Annotated in this window: 21 protein-coding genes and 1 pseudogene; 10 read left to right on the plus strand and 12 right to left on the minus strand. The window is 65.8% G+C overall.

All coding sequences use genetic code 11. From position 1 onward, the window contains the following. Positions 1–38 precede the first annotated feature (38 nt). Positions 39–1,058: a glycerophosphodiester phosphodiesterase gene (locus C725_RS06360; protein ID WP_008601102.1), complete on the plus strand. Its 1,020-nt coding sequence runs from the start codon at positions 39–41 to the stop codon at positions 1,056–1,058. An 18-nt stretch (positions 1,059–1,076) separates the two neighbouring features. Here C725_RS06360 and pip read toward each other — a convergent pair whose 3' ends face one another. The 5 genes and pseudogenes from pip to C725_RS06380 form a co-directional block, all read right to left on the minus strand. Continuing rightward, positions 1,077–2,039, minus strand: coding sequence for a prolyl aminopeptidase (gene pip, locus C725_RS06365; protein ID WP_008601104.1), 963 nt, complete (start codon positions 2,037–2,039; stop codon positions 1,077–1,079). A 55-nt stretch (positions 2,040–2,094) separates the two neighbouring features. Continuing rightward, entirely contained in the window at positions 2,095–3,600 is a 1,506-nt protein-coding gene (locus C725_RS06370) for a flavin-containing monooxygenase (protein ID WP_008601106.1), read from the minus strand. A gap of 98 nt (positions 3,601–3,698) precedes the next feature. Then, positions 3,699–3,873 (minus strand): annotated as a pseudogene (locus C725_RS16505) (YegP family protein). A gap of 87 nt (positions 3,874–3,960) precedes the next feature. Continuing rightward, entirely contained in the window at positions 3,961–5,157 is a 1,197-nt protein-coding gene (gene ribB / locus C725_RS06375) for a 3,4-dihydroxy-2-butanone-4-phosphate synthase (protein WP_008601108.1), read from the minus strand. A 153-nt stretch (positions 5,158–5,310) separates the two neighbouring features. Continuing rightward, positions 5,311–7,650 (minus strand): patatin-like protein, encoded by a 2,340-nt coding sequence (locus C725_RS06380; protein WP_008601111.1) that lies wholly within the window; start codon positions 7,648–7,650, stop codon positions 5,311–5,313. Positions 7,651–7,790: 140 nt separating this feature from the next. Between C725_RS06380 and C725_RS06385 the strand changes: the two genes are divergently transcribed. Further along, positions 7,791–9,242, plus strand: coding sequence for a coniferyl aldehyde dehydrogenase (locus C725_RS06385; protein WP_008601114.1), 1,452 nt, complete (start codon positions 7,791–7,793; stop codon positions 9,240–9,242). A gap of 43 nt (positions 9,243–9,285) precedes the next feature. Here C725_RS06385 and C725_RS06390 read toward each other — a convergent pair whose 3' ends face one another. Both C725_RS06390 and C725_RS06395 read right to left on the minus strand, forming a co-directional pair. After that, positions 9,286–10,854 (minus strand): glycosyltransferase family 4 protein, encoded by a 1,569-nt coding sequence (locus C725_RS06390; RefSeq protein ID WP_038282003.1) that lies wholly within the window; start codon positions 10,852–10,854, stop codon positions 9,286–9,288. Between the two features lie 7 nt (positions 10,855–10,861). Next, a complete protein-coding gene (locus C725_RS06395; RefSeq protein WP_008601118.1) occupies positions 10,862–11,470 on the minus strand; it encodes a glutathione S-transferase in 609 nt (202 codons plus the stop codon). On the opposite strand from C725_RS06395, the gene C725_RS06400 reads away from it, so the two are divergent. The 8 genes from C725_RS06400 (at position 11,469) to C725_RS06435 (ending at position 20,089) form a co-directional block, all read left to right on the plus strand. Next, positions 11,469–12,659 (plus strand): CaiB/BaiF CoA transferase family protein, encoded by a 1,191-nt coding sequence (locus tag C725_RS06400; protein ID WP_051051243.1) that lies wholly within the window; start codon positions 11,469–11,471, stop codon positions 12,657–12,659. The two genes, C725_RS06395 and C725_RS06400, sit on opposite strands and share 2 nt — an antisense overlap. Beyond that, complete coding sequence (gene hisN / locus C725_RS06405; protein ID WP_008601122.1) at positions 12,656–13,453, plus strand: histidinol-phosphatase; 798 nt, start codon at positions 12,656–12,658, stop codon at positions 13,451–13,453. Before C725_RS06400 ends, hisN begins: the two co-directional genes overlap by 4 nt. A 248-nt stretch (positions 13,454–13,701) precedes the next feature. Continuing rightward, complete coding sequence (gene rpmI / locus C725_RS06410) at positions 13,702–13,902, plus strand: 50S ribosomal protein L35 (protein WP_008601124.1); 201 nt, start codon at positions 13,702–13,704, stop codon at positions 13,900–13,902. Between the two features lie 15 nt (positions 13,903–13,917). Continuing rightward, the gene (gene rplT / locus C725_RS06415; protein WP_008601126.1) at positions 13,918–14,283 is read left to right on the plus strand and encodes a 50S ribosomal protein L20; all 366 of its coding nucleotides are present in this window, start codon (positions 13,918–13,920) and stop codon (positions 14,281–14,283) included. A gap of 119 nt (positions 14,284–14,402) precedes the next feature. Continuing rightward, positions 14,403–15,509, plus strand: coding sequence for a phenylalanine--tRNA ligase subunit alpha (gene pheS / locus C725_RS06420; RefSeq protein WP_008601128.1), 1,107 nt, complete (start codon positions 14,403–14,405; stop codon positions 15,507–15,509). Then, positions 15,506–17,878, plus strand: coding sequence for a phenylalanine--tRNA ligase subunit beta (pheT, locus tag C725_RS06425; RefSeq protein WP_008601130.1), 2,373 nt, complete (start codon positions 15,506–15,508; stop codon positions 17,876–17,878). The genes pheS and pheT overlap by 4 nt, the downstream gene beginning before the upstream one ends. Positions 17,879–18,059: 181 nt before the next feature. Further along, the gene (locus tag C725_RS06430; RefSeq protein ID WP_051051244.1) at positions 18,060–19,379 is read left to right on the plus strand and encodes a cystathionine gamma-synthase family protein; all 1,320 of its coding nucleotides are present in this window, start codon (positions 18,060–18,062) and stop codon (positions 19,377–19,379) included. Between the two features lie 5 nt (positions 19,380–19,384). After that, positions 19,385–20,089: an HAD family hydrolase gene (locus C725_RS06435; protein ID WP_008601136.1), complete on the plus strand. Its 705-nt coding sequence runs from the start codon at positions 19,385–19,387 to the stop codon at positions 20,087–20,089. A 64-nt stretch (positions 20,090–20,153) separates the two neighbouring features. Here C725_RS06435 and C725_RS06440 read toward each other — a convergent pair whose 3' ends face one another. The 5 genes from C725_RS06440 to C725_RS06460 form a co-directional block, all read right to left on the minus strand. After that, positions 20,154–21,632, minus strand: coding sequence for a Do family serine endopeptidase (locus tag C725_RS06440; protein ID WP_008601138.1), 1,479 nt, complete (start codon positions 21,630–21,632; stop codon positions 20,154–20,156). A gap of 45 nt (positions 21,633–21,677) precedes the next feature. Continuing rightward, positions 21,678–22,319, minus strand: coding sequence for a guanylate kinase (gmk, locus tag C725_RS06445; RefSeq protein ID WP_008601140.1), 642 nt, complete (start codon positions 22,317–22,319; stop codon positions 21,678–21,680). 10 nt (positions 22,320–22,329) lie between these two features. Beyond that, entirely contained in the window at positions 22,330–23,721 is a 1,392-nt protein-coding gene (gene fumC / locus C725_RS06450; RefSeq protein ID WP_008601142.1) for a class II fumarate hydratase, read from the minus strand. 73 nt (positions 23,722–23,794) lie between these two features. After that, positions 23,795–24,328 (minus strand): SspB family protein, encoded by a 534-nt coding sequence (locus tag C725_RS06455; protein WP_008601145.1) that lies wholly within the window; start codon positions 24,326–24,328, stop codon positions 23,795–23,797. 77 nt (positions 24,329–24,405) lie between these two features. Further along, complete coding sequence (locus C725_RS06460) at positions 24,406–26,328, minus strand: cation:proton antiporter (protein WP_008601147.1); 1,923 nt, start codon at positions 26,326–26,328, stop codon at positions 24,406–24,408. Positions 26,329–26,362 lie beyond the last annotated feature (34 nt).

The following is a 26,362-nucleotide window of genomic DNA, read 5'->3' on the forward strand; positions in this document are numbered from 1 at the left end:
TGGCGGGCGCGTGCCCGTTCAAGCTGTAGGAACGCATGATGTACCGGATTGTCCCCGCCGCTCTTTTCCTCCTCGCCGCCATCGCGCCCCTGGCGGCCGCAGCCGCCACGGACGCGCCGATCCTGATCGCGCATCGGGGTGCCAGCGGGGAACGGCCCGAACACACGCTGGCCGCCTATGAACTCGCCATCGACCAGGGCGCGGATTTCATCGAGCCCGACCTCGTCTCCACGAAGGACGGCGTTCTCGTCGCGCGGCACGAGAACGAGATTTCGGGCACCACCGACGTGGCGGACCACCCGGAATTCTCGAATCGCAGAACGGTGAAGAGCATCGACGGCAAACAGGTCCGGGGCTGGTTCACCGAGGATTTCACGCTCGCGGAACTGCAAACCCTGAAGGCCAGGAAGCGCCTGCCGGAATTGCGGGGGACGGAGTATGACGGGCGTTTCGGCATTCCCACGCTCAAGGACATCATCGCGCTCGCAAAGCGGCGCGGTGTCGGTCTCTATCCGGAAACGAAGCACTCCGCCTATTTTCGAGATATCGGCCTCTCGCTCGAGGAGCCGCTCGTCGCGGCACTGAATGCGGCAAACTGGACCGCGGTGGACGATCCGGTCTTCATTCAATCCTTCGAAACGGAAAATCTGAAGCGGCTTTCGAGCATGACGGACCTGCGCCTCGTCCAGCTCGTCGGCGCGCCGGACCAGGCTGTTCCGGGCGGGGACGGTCTTCATTACGCGGATCTGCTGACGACCGAGGGTCTCGCCACCGTCGCAGCCTATGCGACAGGTCTGGGGCCGCCGAAACAGATGGTGATCGACGAGAATGGCGCCCCAACCGGCATCGTCGAGGCCGCGCAACGCGCGGGCCTGACCGTCCATAGCTGGACGTTTCGCGCGGAGAACGCCTTCCTCGCGCCGGCGTACCGGACGGAGGGGGGCGATGCTGCTCATGGTGACATGGCGGGGGAGATCTGCGCGCAGATCAAGATCGGCATCAACGGGCTGTTTTCCGACTTCCCTGCGCTCGCCAAGGCCGCAATGGAACGCTGCTGAAGCGTGGCCCGCGGCGGGCTAAGCGCCGGCGAACCGGTCGGTGGTGCGGATCAGGCAATCGAGAATGCCGGGCTCGTTATAGGCGTGCCCCGCCCCCTCGATGAGGTGGAAATCCGCATCCGGCCACGCCTCAGCCAGGGCAAAGGCGCTGCGGGCCGGGCACGGCATGTCATAGCGGCCATGGACGATCAGGCCCGGAATGCCAGCCAGCCTGTGTGCATCGCGCAGCAGCTGTCCCTCCTCCAGCCAGCCGCCATTGATGAAGAAATGATTCTCGATGCGCGCGAAGGCGAGCGCGAAATGACCGTCCTCGAAGGGCGCGCTCGTTGCCGGGTCGGGCAGCAGGGTGATCGTCTCCCCCTCCCAGATCGCCCAGGCCTTTGCCGCCTCCTCCCGCACCGACCGGTCATCCGATGTCAGGCGGCGATGATAGGCCGCCAGCATGTCGCCGCGCTCCCCCGGCGGAATGGGTGCCAGGAAACGCTGCCACTTCTCCGGGAACATCTCCGATACGCCGAACTGGTAATACCAGTCCATCTCCCGCTTCGTCAGGAGATAGATGCCGCGCAGGATCAGTTCACTGACCCGCGCCGGATGCGTTTCTGCATAGGTGAGGCCGAGCGTGGAGCCCCATGATCCGCCGAACACCTGCCACCGCTCCGCGCCCATCATTGCGCGCAGGCGCTCCATGTCCGCAACGAGGTGCCAAGTCGTGTTCGCCTCCAGCTCCGCATGCGGCGTCGACCGGCCACAGCCGCGCTGGTCGAACAGCATGACGTCGTAGCGGGCGGGATCGAACAGGCGGCGGTGGTCCGGCGAGCAGCCGCCGCCGGGACCGCCATGCACGAATATGGCCGGCTTCGCGCCGCGCGTGCCGCAGCGTTCCCAATAGACCTGGTGTCCGTCGCCGACATCCAGCATGCCGGTCTCATAGGGTTCAATGGGCGGATAGGGGGTGCGAAGCGTGGCGGTCTGGGTCATCGGCCGACCCTATCGCCGGCGCCCCGGGTGCGCCAAGCACTTGCTCCAGGCGCGGCTATTCCGCCGCGACGGCGAAATCCGCACCCTTCGCCGCGGTGTCCGCCCCCGTCGTCTCGTCCGCATTGGAAAACAACAGCGTACCGTCGTCGACCACGCCCTTCATCAGGTCCTTGCGGTCGTTCAGATAATCGTGCGGCTGCTGCCAGGGCGCCTTCGTCGTCGATTTCGGGACCAGATGCTCGGCGCGTTCGAAATAACCCGAAGACAGGTTGGAAAAGGGCGCCTCCTCGAAGTCGCCCTGCGGCATTTGCGGCGTTGCGACCGCGACCCCCCGCGCCTTCATCAGGTTGAGGAGGCGGCAGACATAGGTGGCGGTGATGTCCGCCTTCAGCGTCCAGCTGGCGTTCGTATAGCCAAAGGTCGCCGCAAGGTTCGGGACACCGGCGTACATGACGCCCTTATAGGGATAGGTGTCCTTTGGCCCGATCGTGCGCCCGTCGACCACCATCTCCATGCCGCCCAGCATCTTCAGGTTGAGCCCGGTCGCGGTGACGACGATGTCCGCCGGCAGTTCGCGGCCCGATTTCAGAAGGATACCGCCGGCTGTGAAACGCTCGATATGGTCGGTGACGATCTCCGCGTCGCCGCGCTTCAGCGCCTGGAACATGTCGGCATCAGGGATCAGGCAAAGGCGCTGCTCCCAGGGATTGTAGCGCGGCGTCAGGTGCGTATCGATGTCGAACTCCGGTCCCAGATGTTCCCGGGCCATCGACAGCAGCCGGTCGCCCACTTTCTTCGGCTGCGACCGCGCGCGCTTGAAGAAGAAACTGCCGAGCCGGACATTCTTGAAGCGGGTCAGGCGGTAAGCGAGCATCTCCGGCAACCACCGGCGCAGGAGATTGGCGATCCGGTCCTCCGCCGGGCGCGAGACCATCCATGTGGGCGAACGCTGCAGCATGGTGACGTGCGCAGCCTCTTTGGCGAGTTCCGGCACCAGCGTCACCGCCGTCGCGCCGGAGCCGATGATGACGACCCGCTTCCCTGCATAATCGAGGTCTTCCGGCCAGTGCTGCGGATGCACGAACTGCCCGGCAAATTCTTCCTCACCGGGAAATTCGGGCCGGTAGCCCCGATCGTAATCGTAATAGCCAGAGTTCATGTACAGGAAGCGGCAGCGCAGCCGCTCCTCCTGCCCCCCATGGTCGATGGTGACCGTCCACAGCGCGTCCGTGCTCGACCATTCGCTGCGCACCACCCTTCGGTCGAAGCGGATGTGGCGGCGCAGATCGTGCTCGTCCGCCGTTTCGTTCACATAGTCGCGGATCGAGGGGCCGTCGGCGATGGCCTTTGCCTTCGTCCAGGGTTTGAAGACGTAGCCGAGCGTGTGCATGTCGCTGTCGGAGCGGATGCCGGGATAGCGGAACAGGTCCCATGTCCCGCCAATGGCGCTGCGCGCCTCGACAATGGCGAAGCTGAGGTCCGGACAGTCCTTGCGAAGATGCACCGCCGCGCCGATGCCACTGAGGCCCGCGCCGACGATCAGAACGTCGAAAGTTTCCATTGGCTCAAACCCTCCCAAGGTTTGAGCAGAACTTAGGAGTACGCCGCCGCCCTCACAAGCTAGCGAGGCCGGGAGGGGGCGGGGGACCGGGCATCCGGTCAGTCGAGGTCTTCGGTCGGCGCATCAGCAACGTATTTCCTGATGGACTCGATAGCCGGTGGGCGCCGGATTTGGAGGAATACCCCTTCGTGGAGACGATGATTTGGCTATTTACTTGAACCGGATACGTGTCTCGCCCGCCTTGTCGGTGTAGGTTTCCCATTTGTGAGCCATGGCCATCCCTTCATGTCGGGTTGGCCGGTGCCGAAGACCAGACATTTACATAGGATAACCGCAAGGGCGGTCCGGGCGCAGGGCGCATCAGTCGATAGGCCGCTGCTCAGTGATGTTGAGGCCATAGGCGCTGAGGCCGACGAGGCTTTGTTTCGAATTGGTCAGCAAAACCATGTCGTGCACGCCAAGAAGTGCGAGAATCTGCGCACCGATGCCGTAATCGCGGATTTCCGTTTCCTCGCCGCCCGGCGCCGGCGCTGCGCGGCGCGGCTGCAGCGACGCCATGCTCGTCTCGATGGGGCTCTGGCCCGGACGGTTGATAAGAACGACGGCGCCGGTGCCCGCCTCCGCGATCATCTTCATGGACCGCTCCAGCGTGCCCGTCCGCTCGGACTTGTGGGCGAAGGCGTCGTCAAAGAGGTTGAGATGATGCATCCGGATCAGCGGCACGGCGCCGTCCTCTCCAGGGTCGCCCTTCACCAGCGCCAGTTTCTCCGACCCGCCGATGGTGTCCTGGAACCGAATGGCGCGCCAGTGGCCGCCCCACTCGCTCTCGAACGGTTCCTCGGCAACCTGGCGGACGAAGCTGTCATGCTTGCGGCGATAGGCGATCAGGTCGCGGATCGTGCCGATTTTCATGCCGTGGAGCTGCGCGAAGGACACGAGGTCGTCCAGGCGCGCCATGGTGCCGTCGTCCTTCATGATTTCGCAGATCACGCCGGCGGGAATGAGACCGGCGAGGCGGGCAATGTCGATCGCCGCCTCCGTGTGACCGGCGCGGACGAGCACGCCGCCATCGCGCGCGGCGAGCGGGAAGACGTGGCCGGGCGAGCCGATGGCCTCCGGCCCGTTGCGCGGATCGATGGCGACGGAGATGGTCCGTGCGCGGTCGTGCGCGCTGATGCCGGTCGTGATGCCCTCCTTCGCCTCGATGGAGACGGTGAAGGCCGTTTCGAGCGGTGTCTCGTTGCGCGGTGTCATGGCGCGCAGGCCAAGCTCGTTCACGCGCTGGCGCGTCAGCGACAGGCAAACGAGGCCGCGTCCGTTCTTGGCCATGAAGGCGATCTTGTCGGGGGTCGCCATCTGGGCGGGGATGACGAGGTCGCCCTCATTCTCGCGGTCCTCATCGTCGACCAGGATGAACATGCGCCCGTTGCGCGCCTCCTCGATGATTTCCTCGACGGAGGAGAGCGCGGGATGCGCCGGTCCCTTCGCAGCCTGCACGGCGGGCTTCAGCTCGGACTGGATCGACACGATCTTCGGGTCGGACTTGGGGCCTGTCATGACGGTTCCTTTCTGGCGGCGCTGGCGCGAATCGGGCGTAGCGGCGCTGGCGGGTTTCGACGCCCCATAGCGCGGGGCGCGCGGGTGCGCATCCTGATCCTAGTGGCATGATATCGGGACGGCGGCGCCGGGTTTGAAGGGCTGCGCGCCTCCTCAGCCGACCTCCTGCCGCAATTGTGCGAGGAGGTCGGGAATCGCAGTCAGCCTCTCTTCCTCCGCATCCAGAACGGCGCGGCAGGCGGCTCGCTTCAGTCCCGCGACCTCTTCCGCCGGCAGCGCGGCGTCGGCGGGCAGGGTCGACAGCACGATGTCGATCAGCCGTTCCGCGCCGTGCAGCCGCCCCCACAAATAGTCGTTCTCCCGGTACGCCCGGCTGAAGAACGCGCCGAAACTGTTGAACCGTATGCCCTTCAGCGTCGCCATGGTCCCACCGTCGCGCACGAATGTGGCGTCGTCGGGCGAGATACGGTCAATCTTCACCTCGTCATATTCATCCAGCCCCTCCCCCTGCAGCATGGGAAACGTGGCGATGTCGTAAAAGGCGAAGCCCAGATAGGCACCCAGCAGCGTTCGCCGCACGGCCTCCGGCGACGATGACGACCTGAGGATGACGGAGAGGCGCCGCTCCGTCTCCTCATCCAGCGCCGAAAGATCCAGCGCCTCTCCGTAAAGGTCCGCCGCCTTGGCGGGTTCGCTGGGCAGCGCCGCGGCCGCCCTGTGAAGGCGCTCATCGAAATGGCTGTCGCTGCGACGCGCGATGAAGGGTGCCAGCACTTCGAACATCGCGGCCTTCGTTCGCTCGCCGGCGGCCCGCACCTCCGCATCGCCGCTCTCGTCGATAAGTGTGTTGAGTTGCCGCACGACGTAGCGCAGGCGCCGGATGCGAAAGCCGAGATCGTAGCGTTGCAGGAATCCCACGAAATTGTCCTGCGCGGCCAGCTTGGGCTTTATCGTGCGTGTGATCTCGTCGAAATTCTCCGCGCCCACCCACGCCCAGAGACTGCGCCGGACATCGTCGACGGCGGCCACGTCGTCATGGCCGCCAATCGCGGAAAACAGACGCGCCATGGATTCGACGATGTCGGCAAGTTTCAGATGGGCATAGCCGGGATAGGCATAGCCCGCGCGCGCCACGGCGGCCGCATTCGCCTCTGCGCGCAGGCTCTGCAGCTTTGCCAGGGAGGGGCGCGAGACCAGCGTACGTGCGCCGATCGCGTCCTCGATCTCAGCATCGGTCGATGCGGCAATGCCGCTCAGCACGTGCCGCGTGCGCTTCACCCGCCGGGAAAAGCCCTCCAGCGCCTCCAGATCGTCCCGGATCGGCTGCTCGCGGGGAATATCCGAAAGCGACTGGATAATGGTGGTAAAGAAGCCCGGCGGTTCGCCCGGCCCCACGCGCTTGCCGCCGATGGAACGAATGCCGGGCTTCGGATCGATATAGACGAAACGCCGGTCGATCTCCCGCTGGGCCGGGCGGTTGCGCAGCGCGCCGAGCGCGGGCCGAAAGGGCGCGTTGTTGAGAATGGATCCGTCGAGGAGCGCGGCACCGCTCTGCGCATCCTCGTCCTTGCGCAGGGGGAAAACGGCGGCGAGGAAGTCGGAACGCTGCGGCCAGGCATCGCCGCGAGCCTTCACGACGGCATCCATCTCCCGCGCCTGAAAAGGCGGGAAGGCCCCGGGAAAGCTCGCCGTCGCGCGCGCGGCGAAGGCCAGGCTTGCCGGATCGGCCAGCCGCCGCCGCGTGCCTCGCCGCCCCTCGTCCCGGAAAGCGATGATCTTGCGATGCTCGGTTTCCTCTACATAGGGCGGGCTGTTCAGCCGCAATCGCTGTTCGTGGCCGTAAAAATCCGTCACGGTCACGAACAGGTCGAGCGGCTGCCCCTCCGGCAGTAAGGGCGCAGCGTCCGCCGGTGCGGTTTCGTGCATCGCCGACAGCGCATCCAGCAGGAAGTTCGAAAACTGGACGCCGGAAAAGGGCGGCTTGAACCAGCGCGAGCGAACGAAGCGCGACAGCTTGTCGTTCAGTTCGTCCCTTGCGCCGCCTTCGACGACCTCCTCGGTGAAATCGACGCTGCGCGTCTGCCGCAGGAAATAGAGGAACGGCTCCGCATAGATTTTCGAGAAGCGCGAGGAGGGCGCGGCGTCGGGATCGAGAAGTTCGTCGACGTCCGCCCGCTCCAGCCACAGATCGACCAAGGGGTCCAGGCTGGCGCCCGTTGAGATCGCCTCTGCCAGAAAGATGCCGTTGATGCCGCCGGCTGACGCTCCTGCAACGATATCGGCAAGGACGCGCAGCCGGACATGCTCGTGCACGCGCGACAGCATGTCATGATAGACCGCCTCCGTATCGCCCGCTGGACGCGGCTCCCCCGCCGCCAGCCGGCGCGAGGCACGCAGCAGCTTCCAGATTTCCCGCGTGATGCCGTGCATGTAGACCGCCAGGCTGATGCCGCCATAGCAGACCAGGGCAAGGCGAAGCTCCTTTTCCCGCATGCCGGATGATTGGCAGCGGCACCGGCGACGGGCAAGCCTTCGATCCAGACCCTATCCGATTCGACGTTTCCGCTCAGCGCGTTCGCATGTAGAGTGACGCTCAAATCCTGCCAAATGCAGGCGTGGGAGGAAAAGCAGCGATGGCAACTCAGATTGCACCGACGGAGAATCCCGAAGCCTCCGCCATGACCGATATTCTGGCGCGGCAGCGGGCCGCCTTCATGGGCGAACTTCCCGTCGGCGCGGCCATTCGAAAAGACCGGCTAAAGCGGGCCATCGCGCTTTTGAAGGACAATTCCGCATCGCTGACGGCGGCTCTGTCGGAGGATTTCGGCCATCGCAGCGAAATGCAAAGCCAGTTTACCGACATTGCGGGATCGGTCGGACCGCTTTCCCATGCCCTGAAACATGTCGATGACTGGATGAAGCCGGAGAAGCGCTCAGTCGATTTCCCGCTGAACCTGATGGGCGCGAAGGCGCGCGTCGAATTCCAGCCAAAGGGCGTGGTGGGCGTCATCAGCCCGTGGAATTTTCCGGTGAACCTGACCTTCGGGCCGCTGGCGCAGATCTTTGCCGCCGGCAACCGCGCCATGGTGAAGCCGTCGGAATTCACGCCGGAAACCTCCGACCTGATGGCCCGTCTGGCGGCGAAGTATTTCGACCCGACGGAACTCAGCTTCGTGAATGGCGGTCCGGACGTGGGCAAGGCCTTCGCCGCCCTGCCCTTCGATCATCTGATCTTCACCGGCGCGACCGGTATCGCGAAGCATATCCTGCGGGCGGCCGCCGAAAATCTGGTCCCGGTCACGCTGGAACTGGGCGGCAAGTCGCCGGTCATCATGGGAAGCAGCGCCGATGTCGAACTGACCACGAGGCGGGTCGCCATGGGCAAGATGCTGAACGCGGGCCAGATCTGCCTGGCGCCGGACTATATGCTCGTCCCGCGCGCGAAAGAGGCCGCCGTCGTGGACGGGCTGCGGCGCGCGGCGGCCGAGATGTACCCCGCCCTCCTGTCCAACGACGACTACACCTCCATCGTGAACGGGCATCACCGGGAGCGGCTGCAGGCGCTGGTCGACGACGCGCGGGAGAAGGGCGCGGACATCGTCGAGGTGAACCCGGCAGGAGAGGATTTCACCGGCGCGAATTCGAACAAGATGCCTCTGACCATCGTACGCTCACCGACCGACGACATGGCCGTGATGCAGGAGGAGATCTTCGGCCCCGTCCTTCCCATCCGGACCTATGACCGGGTGGAGGACGCCGCAGCCTATGTGAACGCCCGCGACCGCCCGCTGGGCCTTTATTATTTCGGCACCGACAGCGAGGAGGAAGAGCGCGTACTGGCGACGACGATCTCCGGCGGCGTGACGGTGAATGACGTTGTCATGCACGTGTCGGTCGAGGACCTGCCCTTCGGCGGCATCGGTCCGAGCGGGATGGGCCATTATCACGGCCGCGACGGCTTCCGCACGTTCAGCCACGCCAAGTCCATTTACACGCAGCCGAAGCTCGACGTGGCGAAGCTGGCCGGTCTGATGCCGCCCTATGGCGACAAGCTGAGGAAGACCATCAAGCGCCAGATGGGCTGAGCGAACGATCTGGCGCGCGCCGCCGCCGGTTCGGACGCCGTCTTCAGCGTGTTGCCGGCGAGGCCGCGGTCACCCTCTGCAGAAACGCATCCCACTGCGGACGCAGCGCATCCGCCGTATAGCGCGCGGCGACCGTACGCCCCTCCTGCCGCAACGCCGCACGGCGCTGATCCGCCGCTGCATCCTGAGCGAGCAGGGATTCAAGGGCACGCGCTGTGGCGGCGGTCGAGTAGGGATCGAAATAGACCGCGCCGCCGTCATAGACCTCCCGGTGGACAGGCAGGTCGCTGGCCGCGACGAGTCCGCCGGAACGCATCGCCTCCACGCCGGAATAGTCGAACCCCTCAGCCAGGCTGGGGCAGACGGTCGCCGCCGCGTGCTGATAGAGGATACGCAGTTCCCCCGCCGGCACGGCCGAAAGCATGAACAATTGGCCCTTGTCCAGCCACGGCCGAAATGTCCCCTGGATGGCGGCGTTGTCCCATCCCAGCGTACCGACCACGATCAGCTTCAAATCCTCGTTTCCCTCAGCGCGCAGCGCCTCCCACGCCGCCACGAGGCGCTGGTGGTTCTTGCGCGGCTCCACGGTGGACACCATCAGCAGATAGCGCAGGGGGGGCGCCTCTGCCCTCGCGCCATCTTTCGGACTTCCAAGGGCCTCGCGGTAGAATTGCCGCCGCGCCTTCGGCCCGGAAAAGGGCGGCAGCCAACCGGAGCTTTCGTACAGGCGGTTCTCGACGATGCCGCGAACCCGCGCCGCGGGTGCCGGGGCGTCGTGATAGGCGTGCGACACCATATTGTGCACCGTCGCCGACCGCGCCTCCACCTCCGGAAACAGGCGCAGCAGATCCTGCCGCGTCGCCTCCGACACGCAGGCGAACCAGGCGCCGGCGCGCACATTGGCGGTCAGCGGATCGATATGCGTGGCAAGATGCAGCGACTTTTCGGGTATGACGTGCGCCATGAACACGGGCACCGCGTCGTGATAGCGAACGATCATGCGGCACCCCCGCGGCACGGTGGCCGCATAGGGCTTTTGCGCGATGAAAACGTCGTACCCGCCAGTGTCCAGCAGCGGATAGCGCGGCCTTCTGAGCCCGAACCAGCGCACCGCCCCGTAATAAAGCGCATGCCAAGGCGCGGACGCGATGCGGTAGCGGCGCGCGGTCATCTCTGCCCGGTCCGACGACACGAGGGATTTCGAGAACAGGCCGCGCCAGATGAAATCTGCGAAATTTTCCGCGGCAAAGGCAGTCAGACGCACGGGCCTGCCGAAAAGCGCGGACAAACGCGTTTTCGCCACCGACCAGACATATCGCCGCCGCCGCTGACGCACCGCCCTGCGCGTTTCCGCGCGCGCGGTCAGAGCGATGACGATCCGTGCGAGCCGGCGCCCCTGCCTGTGCGGGGCCACGCGCGCGCGGCGGGCCTCCTCCAGAGGCAGGCCCCGCCCCAGAACGAGATGCGGCGCCTGTATCAGCCCGTCGGTTTCGACACGGCCGGGCCGGTGCAGATGCTTGAAGAGAAGGCGCGTCTCCTGCGGGATCCCTGAAAACCCTTCGAGCGCAGGCCGCAGGTCGAGAAGCACGCGCAAGGGCCGACGGTCTGCCATGAGGGGGCTAGCCCGCCGGAAACTGGGTTTCGACCATGGAGCTGCGCGCGGCCCATCTGTCGTGCAGGTCCTTGAGCGCAGGGCGGCCGCGGCGCCAGTCGAGAGCCTGATGCCGGAAATCGAGATATTCCAGCGCCACGACCGACAGCATCTCCGCATAGGCGCGGTAGGCGGGCGCAGCGTTCAGCATGTCGGGAAGGGCGTCGAGAGCACGCTCGATCTGCGTCTTCCAGCGGTTCTGCCAAAAGATCGATCGCTCCCCCGGTTGGCGCACCATTTCCATGCGCCAGGCGAGCGCGGCGTCCAGGATCGCATCGATATGAGAGGCGAGCGTCATCGCGGCCCATCGTTTCGGATCGTTCGGCGCAGGATAGAGGTCGCCGGCATCCGTCAGGGAGGCAAGATAGCCCAGAATGACGCGGCTGTCGTGAACGCTCAAGCCATCGTCCGTCTCCAGCGCCGGGATTTTCGAGGCCGGGTTGACGGAGATCAGCTCGTCGGGGTCGCTGAGCGGGTCCACGGGCACTTCGTCCACACTGTCCTCCAGGTCCAGTTCGCGCAAAAGGACACGAACCTTGCGCGAATAGGGCGAGGTGTAGGACATGAAGAGCTTCATGGATGATTCCCTCAACAGTTTCGGCGCCACTACCGAAGGCTCATCCGCCGGTCCACTGTCGGACCTCGTCGTCGTCGATCTGTCGCGCGTCCTTGCCGGCCCCTACGCAACGATGGTGCTGTCCGACCTCGGCGCGCGGGTCATCAAGGTGGAGCGCCCCGGCACAGGCGACGACAGCCGCGCCATCGGTCCGTTCAAGGACGGCAAGAGCGCCTATTTCACCTCCATTAATCGCGGCAAGCAGTCGATCGCGCTGGACCTGAAGCGCGCGGAGGACCGAGAGATCTTCGAGGCGATGCTGGCGCGTGCCGACATACTGGTGGAAAATTTCCGGCCCGGCACGATGAAGAAGCTGGGCTATGGCTGGTCCGCCCTGCATGCACGCTTCCCGCAGCTGATCTATGCGGCGGCGAGCGGTTTCGGTCATACCGGCCCGGATTCGCAGAAGGCCTCCTATGACATGGTGGTTCAGGCCATGGGCGGCATCATGAGCGTCACCGGCCATCCCGGCGGGCCGCCGACGCGCGTCGGAACCAGCATCGGCGACATCACCGCCGGCCTGTTCACCGTCATCGGCATCCTGTCCGGCGTGCACGACCGGCAGAAGACGGGCGAGGGCCGCTTCGTCGACGTCGCCATGCTGGACGGCCAGATCGCCATTCTGGAAAACGCCATCGCGCGCTATGCCGTCACGGGAAAGGCGCCCGGTCCGCTCGGCGCGCGTCACCCGTCGATCACGCCTTTCGCCGCCTACCCCTGCCGGGACGCGCATGTCGTCATCGCCGCCGGCAATGATGCGCTGTTCACGGCCCTGTGCCGGGCCATGGACCTGCGCGAATTGCTGGACGATCCCCGTTTCGCGACGAACGAGACGCGCAGCGACCATGCGGACGCGCTGGGGGAGATCCTGTCCGCACGCCTGGGCGAGGCCGATGCGGCCGACTGGCTGGCGCGCCTGGACGCCGCGGGCGTTCCCGCCGGCCCGCTGCACGATGTGGGCGAAGCGCTGGGGCACCCCCAGGTCCGCGCACGCAACATGGCGATCGAAACCGCGTTCGAGGACGGAACGCCGCTGACCGCCGCCGGCAATCCGGTGAAGATCAGCGGTTTCGACGACCCGGCCAGCCGTCCAAAGGCACCGCGCCTCGACGAACACCGCGAACAGATATTGAAGGACCTTGGACTGTGACCGAAGACGACCTGATCTTTGCCGGCAGGCTTGCCGACGCGGCGGGCGCCGAAATCCGCCGCTTTTTCCGTCAGAGCTTCGATATCGATGCCAAGGGCGACGAAAGTCCGGTGACGGCCGCCGACCGCGCCGCCGAACTGGCGATGCGTGAAATCATCGACCGCGAGCGGGCGGCGGACGGCATCATCGGCGAGGAGTTCGGCACCGCGCGGGAGGGCGCGCGCCGGCAATGGGTTCTCGATCCCATCGACGGCACCGTCAGCTTCGCCGCGGGACGTCCCATTTTCGGCACGCTGATCGCGCTGCTTGAGGATGGCTGGCCCGTCCTCGGTATTATCGACCAGCCGATTGCGCGGGAACGCTGGGTGGGCCGCACCGGCCGCCCGACGATTTTCAACGGCCAGCCGGTGGAAAGCCGGCGCTGCCGAGAGCTGAAGGATGCCGTGCTCGCCACGACCAGCCCCAATCATTTTTCTAACGATGATGGTCACAAGTTCATGGCCCTGGCCGGACAGACCGCACACCGGCGTATGGTCTATGGCGGCGACTGCTACAATTACGGCCTGCTTGCGAGCGGGCATCTCGACCTTGTCGCCGAAAGCGGACTGCAGCTTTACGATTTCGCGGCACTGGTGCCGATCGTCGAGGGCGCGGGCGGCATGATGACCGACTGGGCGGGCGAACCGCTGCATGCGGAAAGCGGCGGCGACGTGCTGGCGCTGGGCGATCCGGCGCGGCTGGAGGATGTTCTGGCGGTGCTTGGGGATGAGTGGCATCCCGGGCACGAGCATTAAGCTGCGCCGTTTCTCGCCTCGCCGACCCTCCCCTAACCCCTCCCTTCCCAGGGAGGGGAACGCGTTTTCTCCCCTCCCTGGACAGGGAGGGGTCGGGGGAGGGTCGATGCCCCCGCGCCCGCTTGCTTTTCCGCGCGTGGCCGCTAAATGCAGCGCCTTCGACGTGACCGTCCGGCCAGTGTGGGCTGCCGAGGCGGTCTTTTATCGTTCCGAGCATCTGCGATGCGACAGACATACAGGAGACGAAAATGCCCAAGCTCAAGACGAAGAGCGGCGTGAAAAAACGCTTCAAGATTACCGCCACCGGCAAGATCAAGCACGGTGTTGTCGGCAAGCGTCACCGCCTGATCTCGCACAACGCCAAGTACATCCGCACCAACCGCGGTACCAAGGTCCTTTCGGACGCGGATACCAAGACGGTAAAAAAATGGGCGCCCTACGGGCTCTAAGGCGGAGATAGACACATGGCACGTATCAAACGCGGCGTAACCACGCACGCACGTCACAAGAAGGTCCTGAAGCAGGCCAAAGGCTATCAGGGTCGCCGCAAGAACACGATTCGCGTGGCGATGCAGGCGGTCGACAAGGCCGGCCAGTACGCCTACCGCGACCGCAAGCAGCGCAAGCGCAATTTCCGCGCGCTGTGGATCCAGCGCATCAACGCCTCCGTACGCGAAGAGGGCCTCACCTATGGCCGCTTCATGCACGGCCTGAAGCTGGCCGGCGTCGAGCTGGACCGCAAGGTGCTCGCCGATCTCGCCATGAACGAGGCCGCCTCGTTCAAGACGATCGTGAAGCAGGCCCAGGCCGCACTCGACAAAGCCGCCTAGACAAGCCGCCTAGACAAGCCGTCTAGACCCTAGGCTGAGTTTTCTTAAGAGGCGCGGGGAGGCCGTCCTTCGGGACCGGCTCTCCCCGCGCCTTTTTCTTTGACCGGACAGCACGCCCCATGACCGTCACTATCGACAGCGAAACCGAACGCTGGCTCGCCCGCATCGCCGAAGCCGCCACGCCGGCGGGCGTGGAGGCGATCCGCGTCGAGGCGCTCGGCAAGTCCGGCGCCATCACGCAGCAATTGAAACAACTCGGCAAGATGAGCCCGGAAGAGCGGCAGACCGCCGGTGCCGCGCTCAATCGCATGCGCCAGACAGTTCAGGACGCGCTTGGCGAGCGAAAGGGCGCGCTGGAGGCTGCGGAACTCGATGCGAAGCTGGCGGCGGAGGCGGTCGACGTGACGCTGCCCGTCGATCATGGCCGCACCGGGACGATCCACCCCGTCAGCCAGGCTATGGACGAGCTGGCGGAAATCTTCGCGGACCTCGGCTTCAAGGTCGCGACCGGTCCGGAGATCGAAGACGACTGGCACAATTTCACCGCCCTCAACATCCCCGCGCATCATCCGGCGCGTGCCATGCACGACACCTTCTACTTCCCGAAGGTGGAGGGAGACCCCGGATCGGAGGCCGGCGCAGGCGCGCCGAAGCTGCTGCGCACGCACACCAGCCCGGTGCAGATCCGCACCATGACGACGGAGGCGCCGCCCATCCGCATTATCGCGCCGGGCCGCGTCTACCGCTCCGATTCCGACGCCACGCACACACCGATGTTCCACCAGGTCGAGGGCCTGGTGATCGACAAGGGCATCACCATGGGCCATCTGAAATGGACGCTGGAGACGTTCGTGAAGGCCTATTTCGAAACGGACGATGTCGCGCTGCGCTTCCGTCCCAGCTATTTCCCCTTCACCGAACCCTCAGCGGAGGTGGATGTGCGCTGCGCATGGGAGAACGGACAGCTCGTCATCCGTTCGGACGGCGACGACTGGCTGGAAATTCTTGGCTCGGGCATGGTCAATCGCCGCGTCATCGAAATGTGCGGCCTCGATGCGGACGAGTGGCAGGGCTTCGCCTTCGGCGCCGGCATCGACCGCCTGGCCATGCTGAAATACGGCATGACCGACCTGCGCCCCTTCTTTGAGGGCGATGGGCGGTGGAGCGCGCATTACGGCTTCTCGCCCTTCTCTGTCCCAACACTGTCCGGCGGAGTCGGCGCATGAAATTCACCCTGTCCTGGCTGAAAGATCATCTCGACACCGATGCGCCGCTGGACCGGATCGTCGAGATGCTGACCGCGATCGGCCTGGAGGTCGAGGGCGTCCACAACCCCGCCGACACGCTGGCCCCGTTCCGCATTGCCGAGGTGCTGACGGCGGAGCCGCACCCCGACGCCGACAAGCTGCGCGTCCTCAGCGTCGACACCGGCAGCGGCGCGCCCATGCAGGTCGTCTGCGGCGCGCCCAATGCGCGGGCCGGCATGAAGGGCGTGTTCGCGGCGGAGGGCAGCTATGTTCCCGGCACCGGCATCACGCTGAAACCGACGAAGATCCGCGGCGTCGCCTCCAACGGCATGATGGTGTCGGAACGCGAGCTGGAACTGTCGGAGGATCATGACGGCATCATCGACCTGGACGCGGGCGCGCCGGTCGGCGAGGCCTATGCCGCGTGGGCGGGCCTCGACGATCCCGTCATCGAGGTCGGCATTACCCCGAACCGGCAGGACTGCCTTAGCGTTCACGGCATCGCGCGCGACCTGGCCGCCGCCGGCCTCGGCACGCTGAAGGCGGGCACGGTCGAGATGCAGGACGGCAGCTTCCCCTGCCCGGTCGACATTCGCACGGAGGACGAGGAGGGCTGCCCGGCCTTTTTCGGCCGCGTCATGCGCAGCGTCACCAACGGCCCCTCGCCCGCCTGGATGCAGCGGCGTCTGCGCGCCATCGGCCTGCGCCCGATTTCGGCGCTGGTCGACATCACGAACTACATCACCTTCGACCGGGGCCGGCCGCTGCACGTCTACGACCTCGCAAAGCTTGAGGGCGGCCTGACCGCACGCAAGGCGCGGGCGGGCGAAAGCGTCGAGGCGCTGAACGGCAAGACCTACGCGCTGGAACCCTTCATGACCGTGATCGCCGACGACGCGCGCGTCCACGACATTGGCGGCATTATGGGCGGCGAGGACTCCTCGGTCACGGAAACGACGACCGACATCCTGATCGAATGCGCCTATTTCGATCCCGTCTCCATCGCGAAGACCGGCCGCGCGCTCAATTTGAACTCCGATGCCCGCGCCCGGTTCGAGCGCGGCGTCGATCCCGGCTTCCTGCATGGCGGCATGGCGCTCGCGACGCAGATGATCGGCGAGATCTGCGGCGGCGAGGCATCCCGCGTCGTCCATGCCGGCCACGCGCCGGAAGACCGCCGCCTGGTGTCCTACGATCCCGCCCTCTGCGCGTCGCTCTCCGGCGTCGACATTCCGGCGGCGGAGCAGGCCCGTATCCTCTCCCGCCTCGGCTTCGAGGTTGAAGAAGCCGCGACATGGCAGGTGGCGGTGCCGACATGGCGCCGCGACGTGGACGGCGCGCCCGATCTGGTCGAGGAGGTCGTGCGCATCCACGGCTTCGACAAGATCCCCTCAACCCCGCTGCCACGCGCGGAGGGCGTCGCCCGCCCGACCGCCACCCCGGCGCAGATGACCGAACGGCGCGTGCGGCGCGCCATGGCCGCGCGCGGCCTCGACGAGGTCATCACCTATGCCTTCATCAGCGATGCGGAGGCGGCGCCCTTCGGCGGGGCGGCGCACAGGCTGGACAATCCGATTTCCAGCGACCTCGTCGCGATGAAGCCGTCGGCGCTGCCCAGCCTGCTGTCGGCGGCGCAGCGCAATCTGGACCGGGGCGCGGGCTCCGCCCGGCTGTTCGAGATCGCGCGCCGCTATCTGGCGGACGGCGAGCGGCCCGTTCTGGGCTTTGTCCTCGCCGGACTCGCCTCGGAAAAGGATTGGCGCCGGGGCGGCGAGCGTGGCTTTGACCTGTTCGATGCCAAGGCGGAAATCATGGCCGCGCTGGACGCCGCAGGCGCGCCGATCGACAAGGTGCAGGTGCAGCGCACGGAAACCGAATGGTATCATCCCGGCCGGTCGGCGCGCGTCATGCTCGGCCCCAAAACCTGCCTTGCCGAATTTGGGGAACTGCACCCCCGCGTCGCGGCGGCGCTGGGCCTCTCCGGCCGCGTGGGCGCAGGCGAACTGTTCCTGGATGCGCTGCCGCCGTCCAAGGCGAAGCGCAGCCGTCCGGCGTTTACACCGCCGCCGCTTCAGGCCGTGACGCGCGATTTCGCCTTTCTGGTGGACCCGGATACCGTGACGGCGAACCTTGTCCGCGCCTGCGCCGGGGCGGACAAGAAGGCGATCACCGGCGCGCGCCTGTTCGACTATTTCAGCGGCAAGGGCGTGCCGGAGGGCAAGGTATCCGTCGCCGTCCGCGTCACCATGCAGCCGGCGGAGAAAAGCTTTACGGACGAGGAGATCGCCGCGCTTGGCGAAAAGGTGGTGGCGGCCGCAGAGAAGGCGGTGGACGCTCAGCTACGCTGACGCTTTCCACCGAAAGCCGTCATCCCGGCGAAGGCCGGGACCCACTCCAATAAGGCCCCGCCTCGTCGCTTGGTGCAGAACAATGGCGTGGGTCCCGGCTTTCGCCGGGATGACGCTGGGGAGCGAACGAGCATCCCCGCCCCCGCTTCTGTCGGCCGGCGCCTTCTGCTAGGCACCGGTCATGACAGACATCAAAGACGACAAGCTGGACGAGGGCCGCCCCTCCCGCCAGCCGACTCCGCCGCAGGTCACCCAGATCGGTGACCACGTCATGCATCCTTCGACCCTGATGATGGGCTATGGCTATGAGCCGCGCCTGTCGGAGGGGGCGCTGAAGCCGCCGATCTTCCTGACCTCCACCTACGCCTTCGAAAGCGCGGCGGACGGCAAGCGGTTCTTCGAGGGGATCACCGGCAAGCGCCCGGGCGGGTCCGAGGGCCTCGTCTATGGCCGCTTCAACGGTCCGAACCAGGAAATCCTGGAGGACCGGCTGGCACAATGGGAACGTGCGGAAGAGGCGCTGAGCTTCTCCTCCGGCATGTCGGCCATTGGCACGGCGCTGATGGCGCACGTTCAGCCGGGCGATGTCATCGTCCATTCCGCACCACTCTATGCCGCGACGGAAAAGATGATCGACGCCGTGTTCGGCAAGTTCGGCGTGAAGTGGGTCGACTTTCCGGCGCATGCTTCCCCCGCAGAAATCGAGGAGACCATCGAGCGGGCGAAGGGTCTTGGCCGCGTTTCGGTGATCTATCTGGAAAGCCCGGCAAATCCCACGAACGACCTTGTCGATATCGAGGCTGTGTCGGCCCTCCGCGACCGGATGTTCGCGGATGCGGAGCACCGCCCCGTCATCATGTGCGACAACACCTTCCTCGGCCCCTGTTTTCAGGCGCCGACGCAGAACGGCGCGGACATGTCGGTTTATTCGCTGACGAAATATGTCGGCGGCCATTCCGATCTGGTGGCCGGCGCGGTGGTGGGTACGCGCGACGCGCTGGCGCCCATTCTGGCGCTGCGCAACACGCTCGGCACCATCACCGATCCGAACACCGCCTGGATGCTGCTGCGGTCGCTGGAAACGGTACAGCTGCGCATGGAGAAGGCGGAATCGAACGCCCGCGCCGTCGCCACCTTCCTGAAGGATCATCCAAAGGTGGAGCGCGTGTCCTGGCTCGGCTTCCTCGACCCCTCCTCCAGCCAGGGCGAAATCTTCAAGCGGCATTGTTCGGGCGCAGGCTCCACCTTCTCCGTCATCGTTAAGGGCGGCGAGCCCGAAGCGTTCCGCCTGCTCGACAACCTCAAGACCGTGAAGCTGGCGGTCAGCCTGGGCGGCACCGAGTCGCTCGCCAGCCACCCGGCCGCCATGACGCACCTCAGCGTGCCGGAGGCGCGGCGGGCGGAGCTGGGGATCGGCGACAATCTCGTACGCGTCTCCATCGGCGTCGAGCATGAGGACGATCTCGTCGCCGACTTCGAGCAGGCGCTGAAGGCCGTCTGACGCAGGTGAACCCGGACGACAGGCGCGGCGGGACAGGGCCGGCGCACCGGCTGAGCATCTTCGACATGGACCGCACCATCACGCGGAGCGGCACCTATGCGAAGTGGCTGCGGCACTGGATGCGGGCGGCCGCCCCGGCGCGGGCGGCGCTTGTCCCGCTGACCGCCGTCACGGGGGCGGGCTTTCTTGTCGGCCTGTACGGCCGGGGACGGCTAAAGCAGCTTAACCATCGGCTTTTGATGGGCGGCCGCGTGGGTGCTGCGGATGTGGAGCGAGAAGCGGAGCGGTTCGCCGCAATTCTCGACGCCGATCAGGTCTATTCCGACGCGCGCCGCAGAATCGCCGCCGAACATGCAGAGGGCCGGCGGGTAATCTGGGCGACGGCGAGCTACGACTTCTATGTCCGGCCGCTCGCGACCCGTCTGGGCGTGGACGAAATTGTCGCGACGGCGGCACAGCGTGCGCCCGGCTGCGTTCTTGCCCGTCTTGACGGTGAGAATTGCTACGGCGCGGCGAAGCTGCGCAAGATCGAGGCGTATCTGGCCGCGCAAGGGATCGACCGGACGCAGGCCCATATTCGCTTCTTCTCCGACCACCATTCCGACGAACCCGTTTTCGCCTGGGCGGACGAGGCCTATGCCGTCAATCCGAAGCCGCCCATGCGGGCGCTGGCGGCAAAACGGGACTGGCCGATTCTCGTCTGGGATTGAACGCCCCCCAAGCGCAGCCGTCATGCCGGCCTTCGCCGGGATACCCTCTAGTAGCCGCGCGGCGTCACGACCGGCAGCGGAAGAAGTTCGGCGCGCGGAAATAGCAGGCGGCCTGCTGGCCGCCGCGGGTGAAGACGATCTCCGCTTCTGCGGACGCCGAGCCCATCACGGTTTCCAGTTCGCGAACCGTTTCCACCGTCTCTCCATTCACCGAATCGATGATGTCGCCGGTGCGCACGAAATTGACGCGCGCGGCCGGGGCACCGCGGGTGATGCCGGTGACGATGACACCCGATTCCGGAACGCCGCTGCCGAGTTCCGACGCCAGGCGTGGGCTGAGGTTCGCAACCTGCACGCCGGTCAGGATATGTTCGCCGGACAGCAGCGTCTCGTTGCGCTTCGGCGTTTCCGGCGGTTCGATGAGTTCGATGGTGGTCTGGCGCCGCTCACCGCCGCGCAGATAGGTCAGGGTCAGTTCGCTGCCGAGGGGCTGACTGCCGGTCAGATAACGCAGCATCGCAGGATCGCCGACCGCTTCACCGTTCACCGCCGTGACGATGTCGCCGGATCGCAGGCCGGCATCGGCCGCCGGACCGCTCTCCGACACGCTGCGGATCAGCGCACCGGATGGCCGGTCGAGCCCCATGGAACTGGCAATCTCCCGCGTGACGGTCTGCGCCTCCGCCCCGAACCACGGACGCATCACGCGGCCCGATGCCGCGCCCGCAAGGAACTGGCGTACGGAGTTCACCGGAATGGCGAAGCCGATGCCGTTCGATCCGCCGGACCGCGAATAGATCGCGGTGTTGACGCCCACCAGCGTCCCGTCCAGCCCGATCAGCGCGCCGCCGGAATTGCCCGGATTGATCGCCGCGTCGGTCTGCAGAAAGAACTGATAGTCGCTGATGCCGACCCCGGCGCGGGCGACGGCGGACACGATGCCGTTGGTCACCGTCTGGCCGACGCCGAAGGGATTGCCGATGGCAACGACGATATCGCCGACCTCCACGCTATCGCTGTCGCCCAGATCGACCGTCGGCAGCGCTTCGCCGCCCGTGTCGACGCGCAGCAGCGCCAAGTCCATCTGCGGGTCGGTGAAGACGATCTCCGCGGAAAATTCGCGCCGGTCCGATAGCGACACGAGGATCTGCTCCGCGCCCTCAACGACATGATTGTTGGTGACGATCAGGCCGTCCGCGCCGACGATCACGCCGGAACCGAGCGACTGCTCGACTCGCGGCGGCCGGTTCATGCGGCCGAAGAACTGGTCGAAAAATGTGCTGGCGCGCTGCTGCGCGCGGCGCGCGGAATAGACGTTGACGACAGCCGGGGCGACATCCTTCACCAGCGGCGCATAGGAGAGCAGCACCTCCTCACGGCTTCCCGGCACCTCCCGCTGCGCCGCCGGACTGACGGACCGCTGCGCGGCGATGCCCTCGGCCTGCTGCGCTGCCGCTGGCGGGCACCAGGCGCGAATTCCGAAGGCGAGCGCCGCGCCGAGCGCGAGGCCGACGATGACGAGCAGAAGGGTCTTCTTGGTCATATCGCTCCCGCATATAGGTGTCCCGAACGCCGGGACCAGAGAGGGTCAGTCGTCCTGCCGTTCCATGGCCTTTACGAACGCCTCCAGGGCCGCCCCCCGTCTCGACGCGCGCAGCCGCTCTCCATCGACGACCTTCTGCACATCCTCGAAACAGACGTCGAAATCGTCATTCACGAACACATAGTCATAGGAATCATAGTGGCTGATCTCGTGCGAAGCGCGGGCCATGCGACGCTCGATAACCTCCTCCGAATCCGTACCCCGCCCGCGCAGCCGCCGCTCCAGTTCCTCCAGGGAGGGTGGCAGCAGGAAGATGGAGACGACGTCCGGTCCCAGCTTCCCCTTCAGCGCGCGCGTCCCCTGCCAATCGACATCGAACAGCATGTCCTGCCCGGCCGCCAGCGCCGCTTCCACCGGAGCCTGCGGCGTGCCGTAGCGATGGTCGAACACGTGCGCCCATTCGATCAGCGCATCGTCCGCGATCAGCCGGTCGAACCCGTCCTGGGTCTCGAAATAATATTCCCGGCCGTGCGCCTCTCCCTTTCGCGGCGGCCGGGTCGTCGCCGACACCGAAACCCGCATATCGGGCTCCGCGCCGAGCAGCCGCCGCGCCATGGTGCTCTTCCCCGCGCCGGAGGGCGAGGAGAGCACGAAGAGAACCCCGCGCCGCTCCAGCATGCGCGTCATGCCGCGCCCCTCAGCGGCCGACCATCGTTTCCGGACGCACGACGCGGTCGAAGGTTTCCGCATCCACGAGGCCGAGTTCCAGCCCCGCCTCCTTCAGCGTCTGCCCCTTCTCGTGCGCATATTTGGCGATCTTGGCGGCATTGTCATAGCCGATTTCCGGCGCAAGCGCGGTCACGAGCATCAGCGAACGACCGACGAGGTCGGCGATCTGCTGCTCGTTCGCCTGGATACCGTCGACGCAGCGCTCCGCGAAGCTGACCATGCCGGTCGCCATCAATTCGACGGAACGCAGCACGTTCGCGCCGATCAGCGGCATGAAGACGTTGAGCTCGAAATGGCCCTGCATGCCGCCGATCGTCACGGCCTGATGATTGCCGACGACCTGCGCCGCGACCATCGTCAGCGATTCGCACTGGGTCGGGTTCACCTTGCCGGGCATGATCGAACTGCCGGGCTCGTTCGCCGGCAGCGACAGTTCGCCAAGACCGGAACGCGGGCCGGAGCCCAGGAAGCGAATGTCGTTGGCAATCTTGTTGAGCGCGACCGCAAGCGTGTTCAGCCCGCCGGAGAAGAAGACGAGACCGTCTTTCGCCGCAAGCTGCTCGAATTTGTTCGGCGCCGGCTCGAAGCGTGTGCCGGAGATGTCGGTAATCGCGGCGGCCATGTCCTCGGCCCAGCCCTGAGGCGCGTTGAGACCGGTGCCCACGGCCGTGCCGCCGATGGCGAGTCTCCGCAGATTGCCTTCGAGAGCGCCCTCGATCCGGTCGCGGCAACTGGAAAGCTGCGCGGCATAGCCGGAAAATTCCTGCCCCAGCGTCAGCGGGGTTGCGTCCTGCGTATGCGTGCGCCCGATCTTGACGATGTGATCCCATGATTTCGCCTTGGCCGACAGCGCCCCCTCCAGCCGGCTCAGCGCCGGGATCAGCGTCTGCTGCGCCGCGAGCGCGGCAGCGATGTGCAGGGCGGTCGGGAAGCTGTCGTTCGACGACTGGCTCATATTCACATGATCGTTGGGGTGCACCGGCGACTTGCCGCCGATCTTGCCGGTCAGCATCTCGTTCGCGCGGCCGGCGATCACCTCGTTGACGTTCATGTTCGTCTGCGTGCCGGAGCCGGTCTGCCAGATGACCAGCGGGAACTCCTCATCAAGCTTCCCGTCGATGATTTCCTGCGCGGCCTTCTCGATGGCGTCCGCGATTTCCGCATCCAGGCCGTGCTTGCGGTTCACCCGGGCGGCGGCCTGCTTGACGATGGCCTGGGCGCGCACGATGCCGAGCGGCATGCGCTCCTGCCCGCCGAAGGGGAAGTTCTCGATCGACCGCTGCGTCTGCGCGCCCCAATAGGCGCCGGCAGGCACGTCGATGGCGCCGATCGAATCGGTTTCGGTACGGGTGTCGGTCATTGGATCTCCAGCGGCAGGACTTGCTGATTTCAGGTCTTGCCGGCTGGATAGAGGGGACCGCGCCCCGTCTCAATCACTTCTTGCGAAAGTCGATCTCGACGACGTTGGAGGACGAATCGCGTTTCTCCTCACCCTCCGTCTTTTCGGCGGGGGCCTTGGCTTCGGAGGAGGCGGAAAGCGGCTCTCCGCCCTGCTTGTCGACGGAACGCAGTCCGGTCTTGGGTGCACTCACCTCGGGCGGCGGGAACTGCAACGCGAAATTCACGGACGGGTCGACGAAACCGACCACGGCAGAGAATGGTACGATCAGCTTCGCCGGCACCTGATTGAAGCTGAGGCCGATTTCGAAGCCCTCGCGGTCCACCTTCAGATCCCAGAAACGGTGCTGCACGACGATGGTCATCTCGTCGGGATAGCGTTCCTTCAAATGGTTCGGGATATCGACGCCGGCGGCACCGGTCTTGAAGGCAATATAGAAATGATGTCCCCCCGGCAGGGAGCCGACCTTCGCAACATCCGTCAGGACGTTGTAAACAACGCCGCGCAGGGCATCCTGCACGTGCTCGTCATAGGGAATCAGACTGTCGGGGGCGTCGTCGTCGCTCATGGTCTATAGCTGAAGGAGCACCGAGAGTCGGTCAAGCCGGCCCGTGATGCAAAATAAACGGGTGCCCTGCAAATCCGTCAAGCCGGGGAGGGCAGCCCCTCCGGATGCGGCCCGTCCTCCCCCTCGGACCCGCGCGCAGCTTTCTCGCTTTTCGCCTCGCGGGCGCGTTCCTTGCGTTCCGCCGCCTCATCCTCGTCCGCCGCGTCGCCGCCGGGCGGCACATAGGCAATGACGAAATCGCCCTCGTTCACCACCGGCCGGCCGGCATTCGTGAAAAAGGCAACCTCCTTGCCGGGCCGTACGATGGCGAGGAGCTCGCTCTTGGAGGACAGGCGGTCCCGCAGATCCTTCAGCGTATATTTCTCGCCGATCCGGGTCTGCCGGAACTCCCAGCCTTTTTCCTGGCGCGACAAGAGTTCCATCAGCCCGGCGGCCGACTTCATGAGCATGCGCCCCTTCAGGTTCGTGGGCAGGTCCGCCACGGCGGCATCGTCGCTGGCGCCGATCTGGAAAACGCTGTTGCGGCCGACCTCCGGTCCCAGCTCCGCGCAGATTAGGGCGTTATAGGCGTCATTGTCGGTGGCCGCGATCACTGCCTGAAAGCCGTGAATGTCGATCTCCTCGGCATGAATTGCGTCCAGCGCTTCGCCATGGAACGTGTCGAGGCCCTTCTGCCGCGCCTTGCGGAGCGACAGGAAGCTGCTGTCGGCGATGGTGACGGGCACCTCGCGCTTCTGCAGTGCCTGCGCGAACTCCAGCGCCCAGCTGGTCGCCCCCACGATCAGGATGGACCGGCCCGGCCCCTGATCGATACCGAGACGCTGCGCGACCGTCTTTGCCGAAAAGCCGTGGGCGACGATCGTGACGATCACCACCGCGAACGCAAGGGGGGTAAGCGCCGCAGCGGACACATAGCCAAGCTCCTCCAGCCGAATCGCGAACAGGCCGGTAATGGCGACGCAGACGACGCCGCGCGGCGCGATCCAGGCGATGAACAGCCGTTCTTTCCAGGGAACACGAGAAAAGAGGAGCGAGACGAGAACGGAGGCCGGGCGCACGAAGAAGAGAAGGAGCGCCAGGAAGAGCACGAATCTCAGTTCGAACCGCTGGATCAGTTCCCAATCGAGCGTCGCCGACAGGATCACGAAGACGCCGGAGATGAGGAGGATGGTGACGCTTTCCTTGAAGCGGCGCATTTCCCCAAAGGATTCCAAATGCATGTTCGCCAGTGCGACGCCCATGGCAGTGACGGTCAGAAGACCGGTCTCATGCTCGATCAGGTCGGCAAGAACGAAGCCGACGATAACGAGGCCGAAGACCACCGGGGTTTTCAGGAACTCCGGCACCAGACCGCGGGGGAACAGAAACTTTATAAGGTAGGCAAGCGCAACGCCGAGGACGATCGCGAAGGCGGATGCGGCGCCGATATGCAGGCCGATGTCTCGCAGCACGCTGCCGCCGCCCACGGGATCGGCATAGGAAATGTAGGCCAGCGTGACGACGGCGAGCAGTGCGCCGATGGGATCGTTGACGATCCCTTCCCACTTCAGAATGTTTCGTGGGCGGCTGCCGATCCGCAACTGCCGCAGCATGGGGCCGATCACGGTCGGGCCCGTGACGACAAGAATGCCCGAGAACAGGATCGCCGGCTCCCACGGCAGGCCGGCGGCGTAATGGGCGGTGAAGGCGCCAAGCGCCCAGGCCACGGGCACACCGATGAAAACCAGCCGCCCGACCGCCCAGCCGGCTTGCTTGAGCTCCCGGAAATTCAGACTGAGGCCGCCCTCGAACAGAATGACGGCCACCGCCAGTTTGATGGCGGGCTGATAGAGTTGCCCGAAATCCTGCTGTGGATCGATGAAACCGAATACGGGTCCGGCAAGGATGCCACCGAGCAACATGAGCGCGATGGCTGGCAGACCGGTTCGCCACGCAATCCACTGCGCGCTGATACCGATCGCGCCGATTGCCGCGAGCTTCAGAGTAAGATCAGCTTCCATTGGTCCCCGTATTTCCGATTGCCGACTTAACGGT

This window comes from Pacificimonas flava (genome assembly GCF_000342165.1).
Classification (GTDB): domain Bacteria; phylum Pseudomonadota; class Alphaproteobacteria; order Sphingomonadales; family Sphingomonadaceae; genus Pacificimonas; species Pacificimonas flava.

Excerpts from the sequence above, each read along its gene's own strand:
- C725_RS06360 (WP_008601102.1), top strand. The coding sequence starts at position 39 with ATGTACCGGATTGTCCCCGCCGCTCTTTTCCTCCTCGCCGCCATCGCG.
- pip (WP_008601104.1), bottom strand. The coding sequence starts at position 2,039 with ATGACCCAGACCGCCACGCTTCGCACCCCCTATCCGCCCATTGAACCC.
- C725_RS06370 (WP_008601106.1), bottom strand. The coding sequence starts at position 3,600 with ATGGAAACTTTCGACGTTCTGATCGTCGGCGCGGGCCTCAGTGGCATC.
- ribB (WP_008601108.1), bottom strand. The coding sequence starts at position 5,157 with ATGACAGGCCCCAAGTCCGACCCGAAGATCGTGTCGATCCAGTCCGAG.
- C725_RS06380 (WP_008601111.1), bottom strand. The coding sequence starts at position 7,650 with ATGCGGGAAAAGGAGCTTCGCCTTGCCCTGGTCTGCTATGGCGGCATC.
- C725_RS06385 (WP_008601114.1), top strand. The coding sequence starts at position 7,791 with ATGGCAACTCAGATTGCACCGACGGAGAATCCCGAAGCCTCCGCCATG.
- C725_RS06390 (WP_038282003.1), bottom strand. The coding sequence starts at position 10,854 with ATGGCAGACCGTCGGCCCTTGCGCGTGCTTCTCGACCTGCGGCCTGCG.
- C725_RS06400 (WP_051051243.1), top strand. The coding sequence starts at position 11,469 with ATGGATGATTCCCTCAACAGTTTCGGCGCCACTACCGAAGGCTCATCC.
- C725_RS06395 (WP_008601118.1), bottom strand. The coding sequence starts at position 11,470 with ATGAAGCTCTTCATGTCCTACACCTCGCCCTATTCGCGCAAGGTTCGT.
- rpmI (WP_008601124.1), top strand. The coding sequence starts at position 13,702 with ATGCCCAAGCTCAAGACGAAGAGCGGCGTGAAAAAACGCTTCAAGATT.
- rplT (WP_008601126.1), top strand. The coding sequence starts at position 13,918 with ATGGCACGTATCAAACGCGGCGTAACCACGCACGCACGTCACAAGAAG.
- pheS (WP_008601128.1), top strand. The coding sequence starts at position 14,403 with ATGACCGTCACTATCGACAGCGAAACCGAACGCTGGCTCGCCCGCATC.
- pheT (WP_008601130.1), top strand. The coding sequence starts at position 15,506 with ATGAAATTCACCCTGTCCTGGCTGAAAGATCATCTCGACACCGATGCG.
- C725_RS06430 (WP_051051244.1), top strand. The coding sequence starts at position 18,060 with ATGACAGACATCAAAGACGACAAGCTGGACGAGGGCCGCCCCTCCCGC.
- C725_RS06440 (WP_008601138.1), bottom strand. The coding sequence starts at position 21,632 with ATGACCAAGAAGACCCTTCTGCTCGTCATCGTCGGCCTCGCGCTCGGC.
- gmk (WP_008601140.1), bottom strand. The coding sequence starts at position 22,319 with ATGACGCGCATGCTGGAGCGGCGCGGGGTTCTCTTCGTGCTCTCCTCG.
- fumC (WP_008601142.1), bottom strand. The coding sequence starts at position 23,721 with ATGACCGACACCCGTACCGAAACCGATTCGATCGGCGCCATCGACGTG.
- C725_RS06455 (WP_008601145.1), bottom strand. The coding sequence starts at position 24,328 with ATGAGCGACGACGACGCCCCCGACAGTCTGATTCCCTATGACGAGCAC.
- C725_RS06460 (WP_008601147.1), bottom strand. The coding sequence starts at position 26,328 with ATGGAAGCTGATCTTACTCTGAAGCTCGCGGCAATCGGCGCGATCGGT.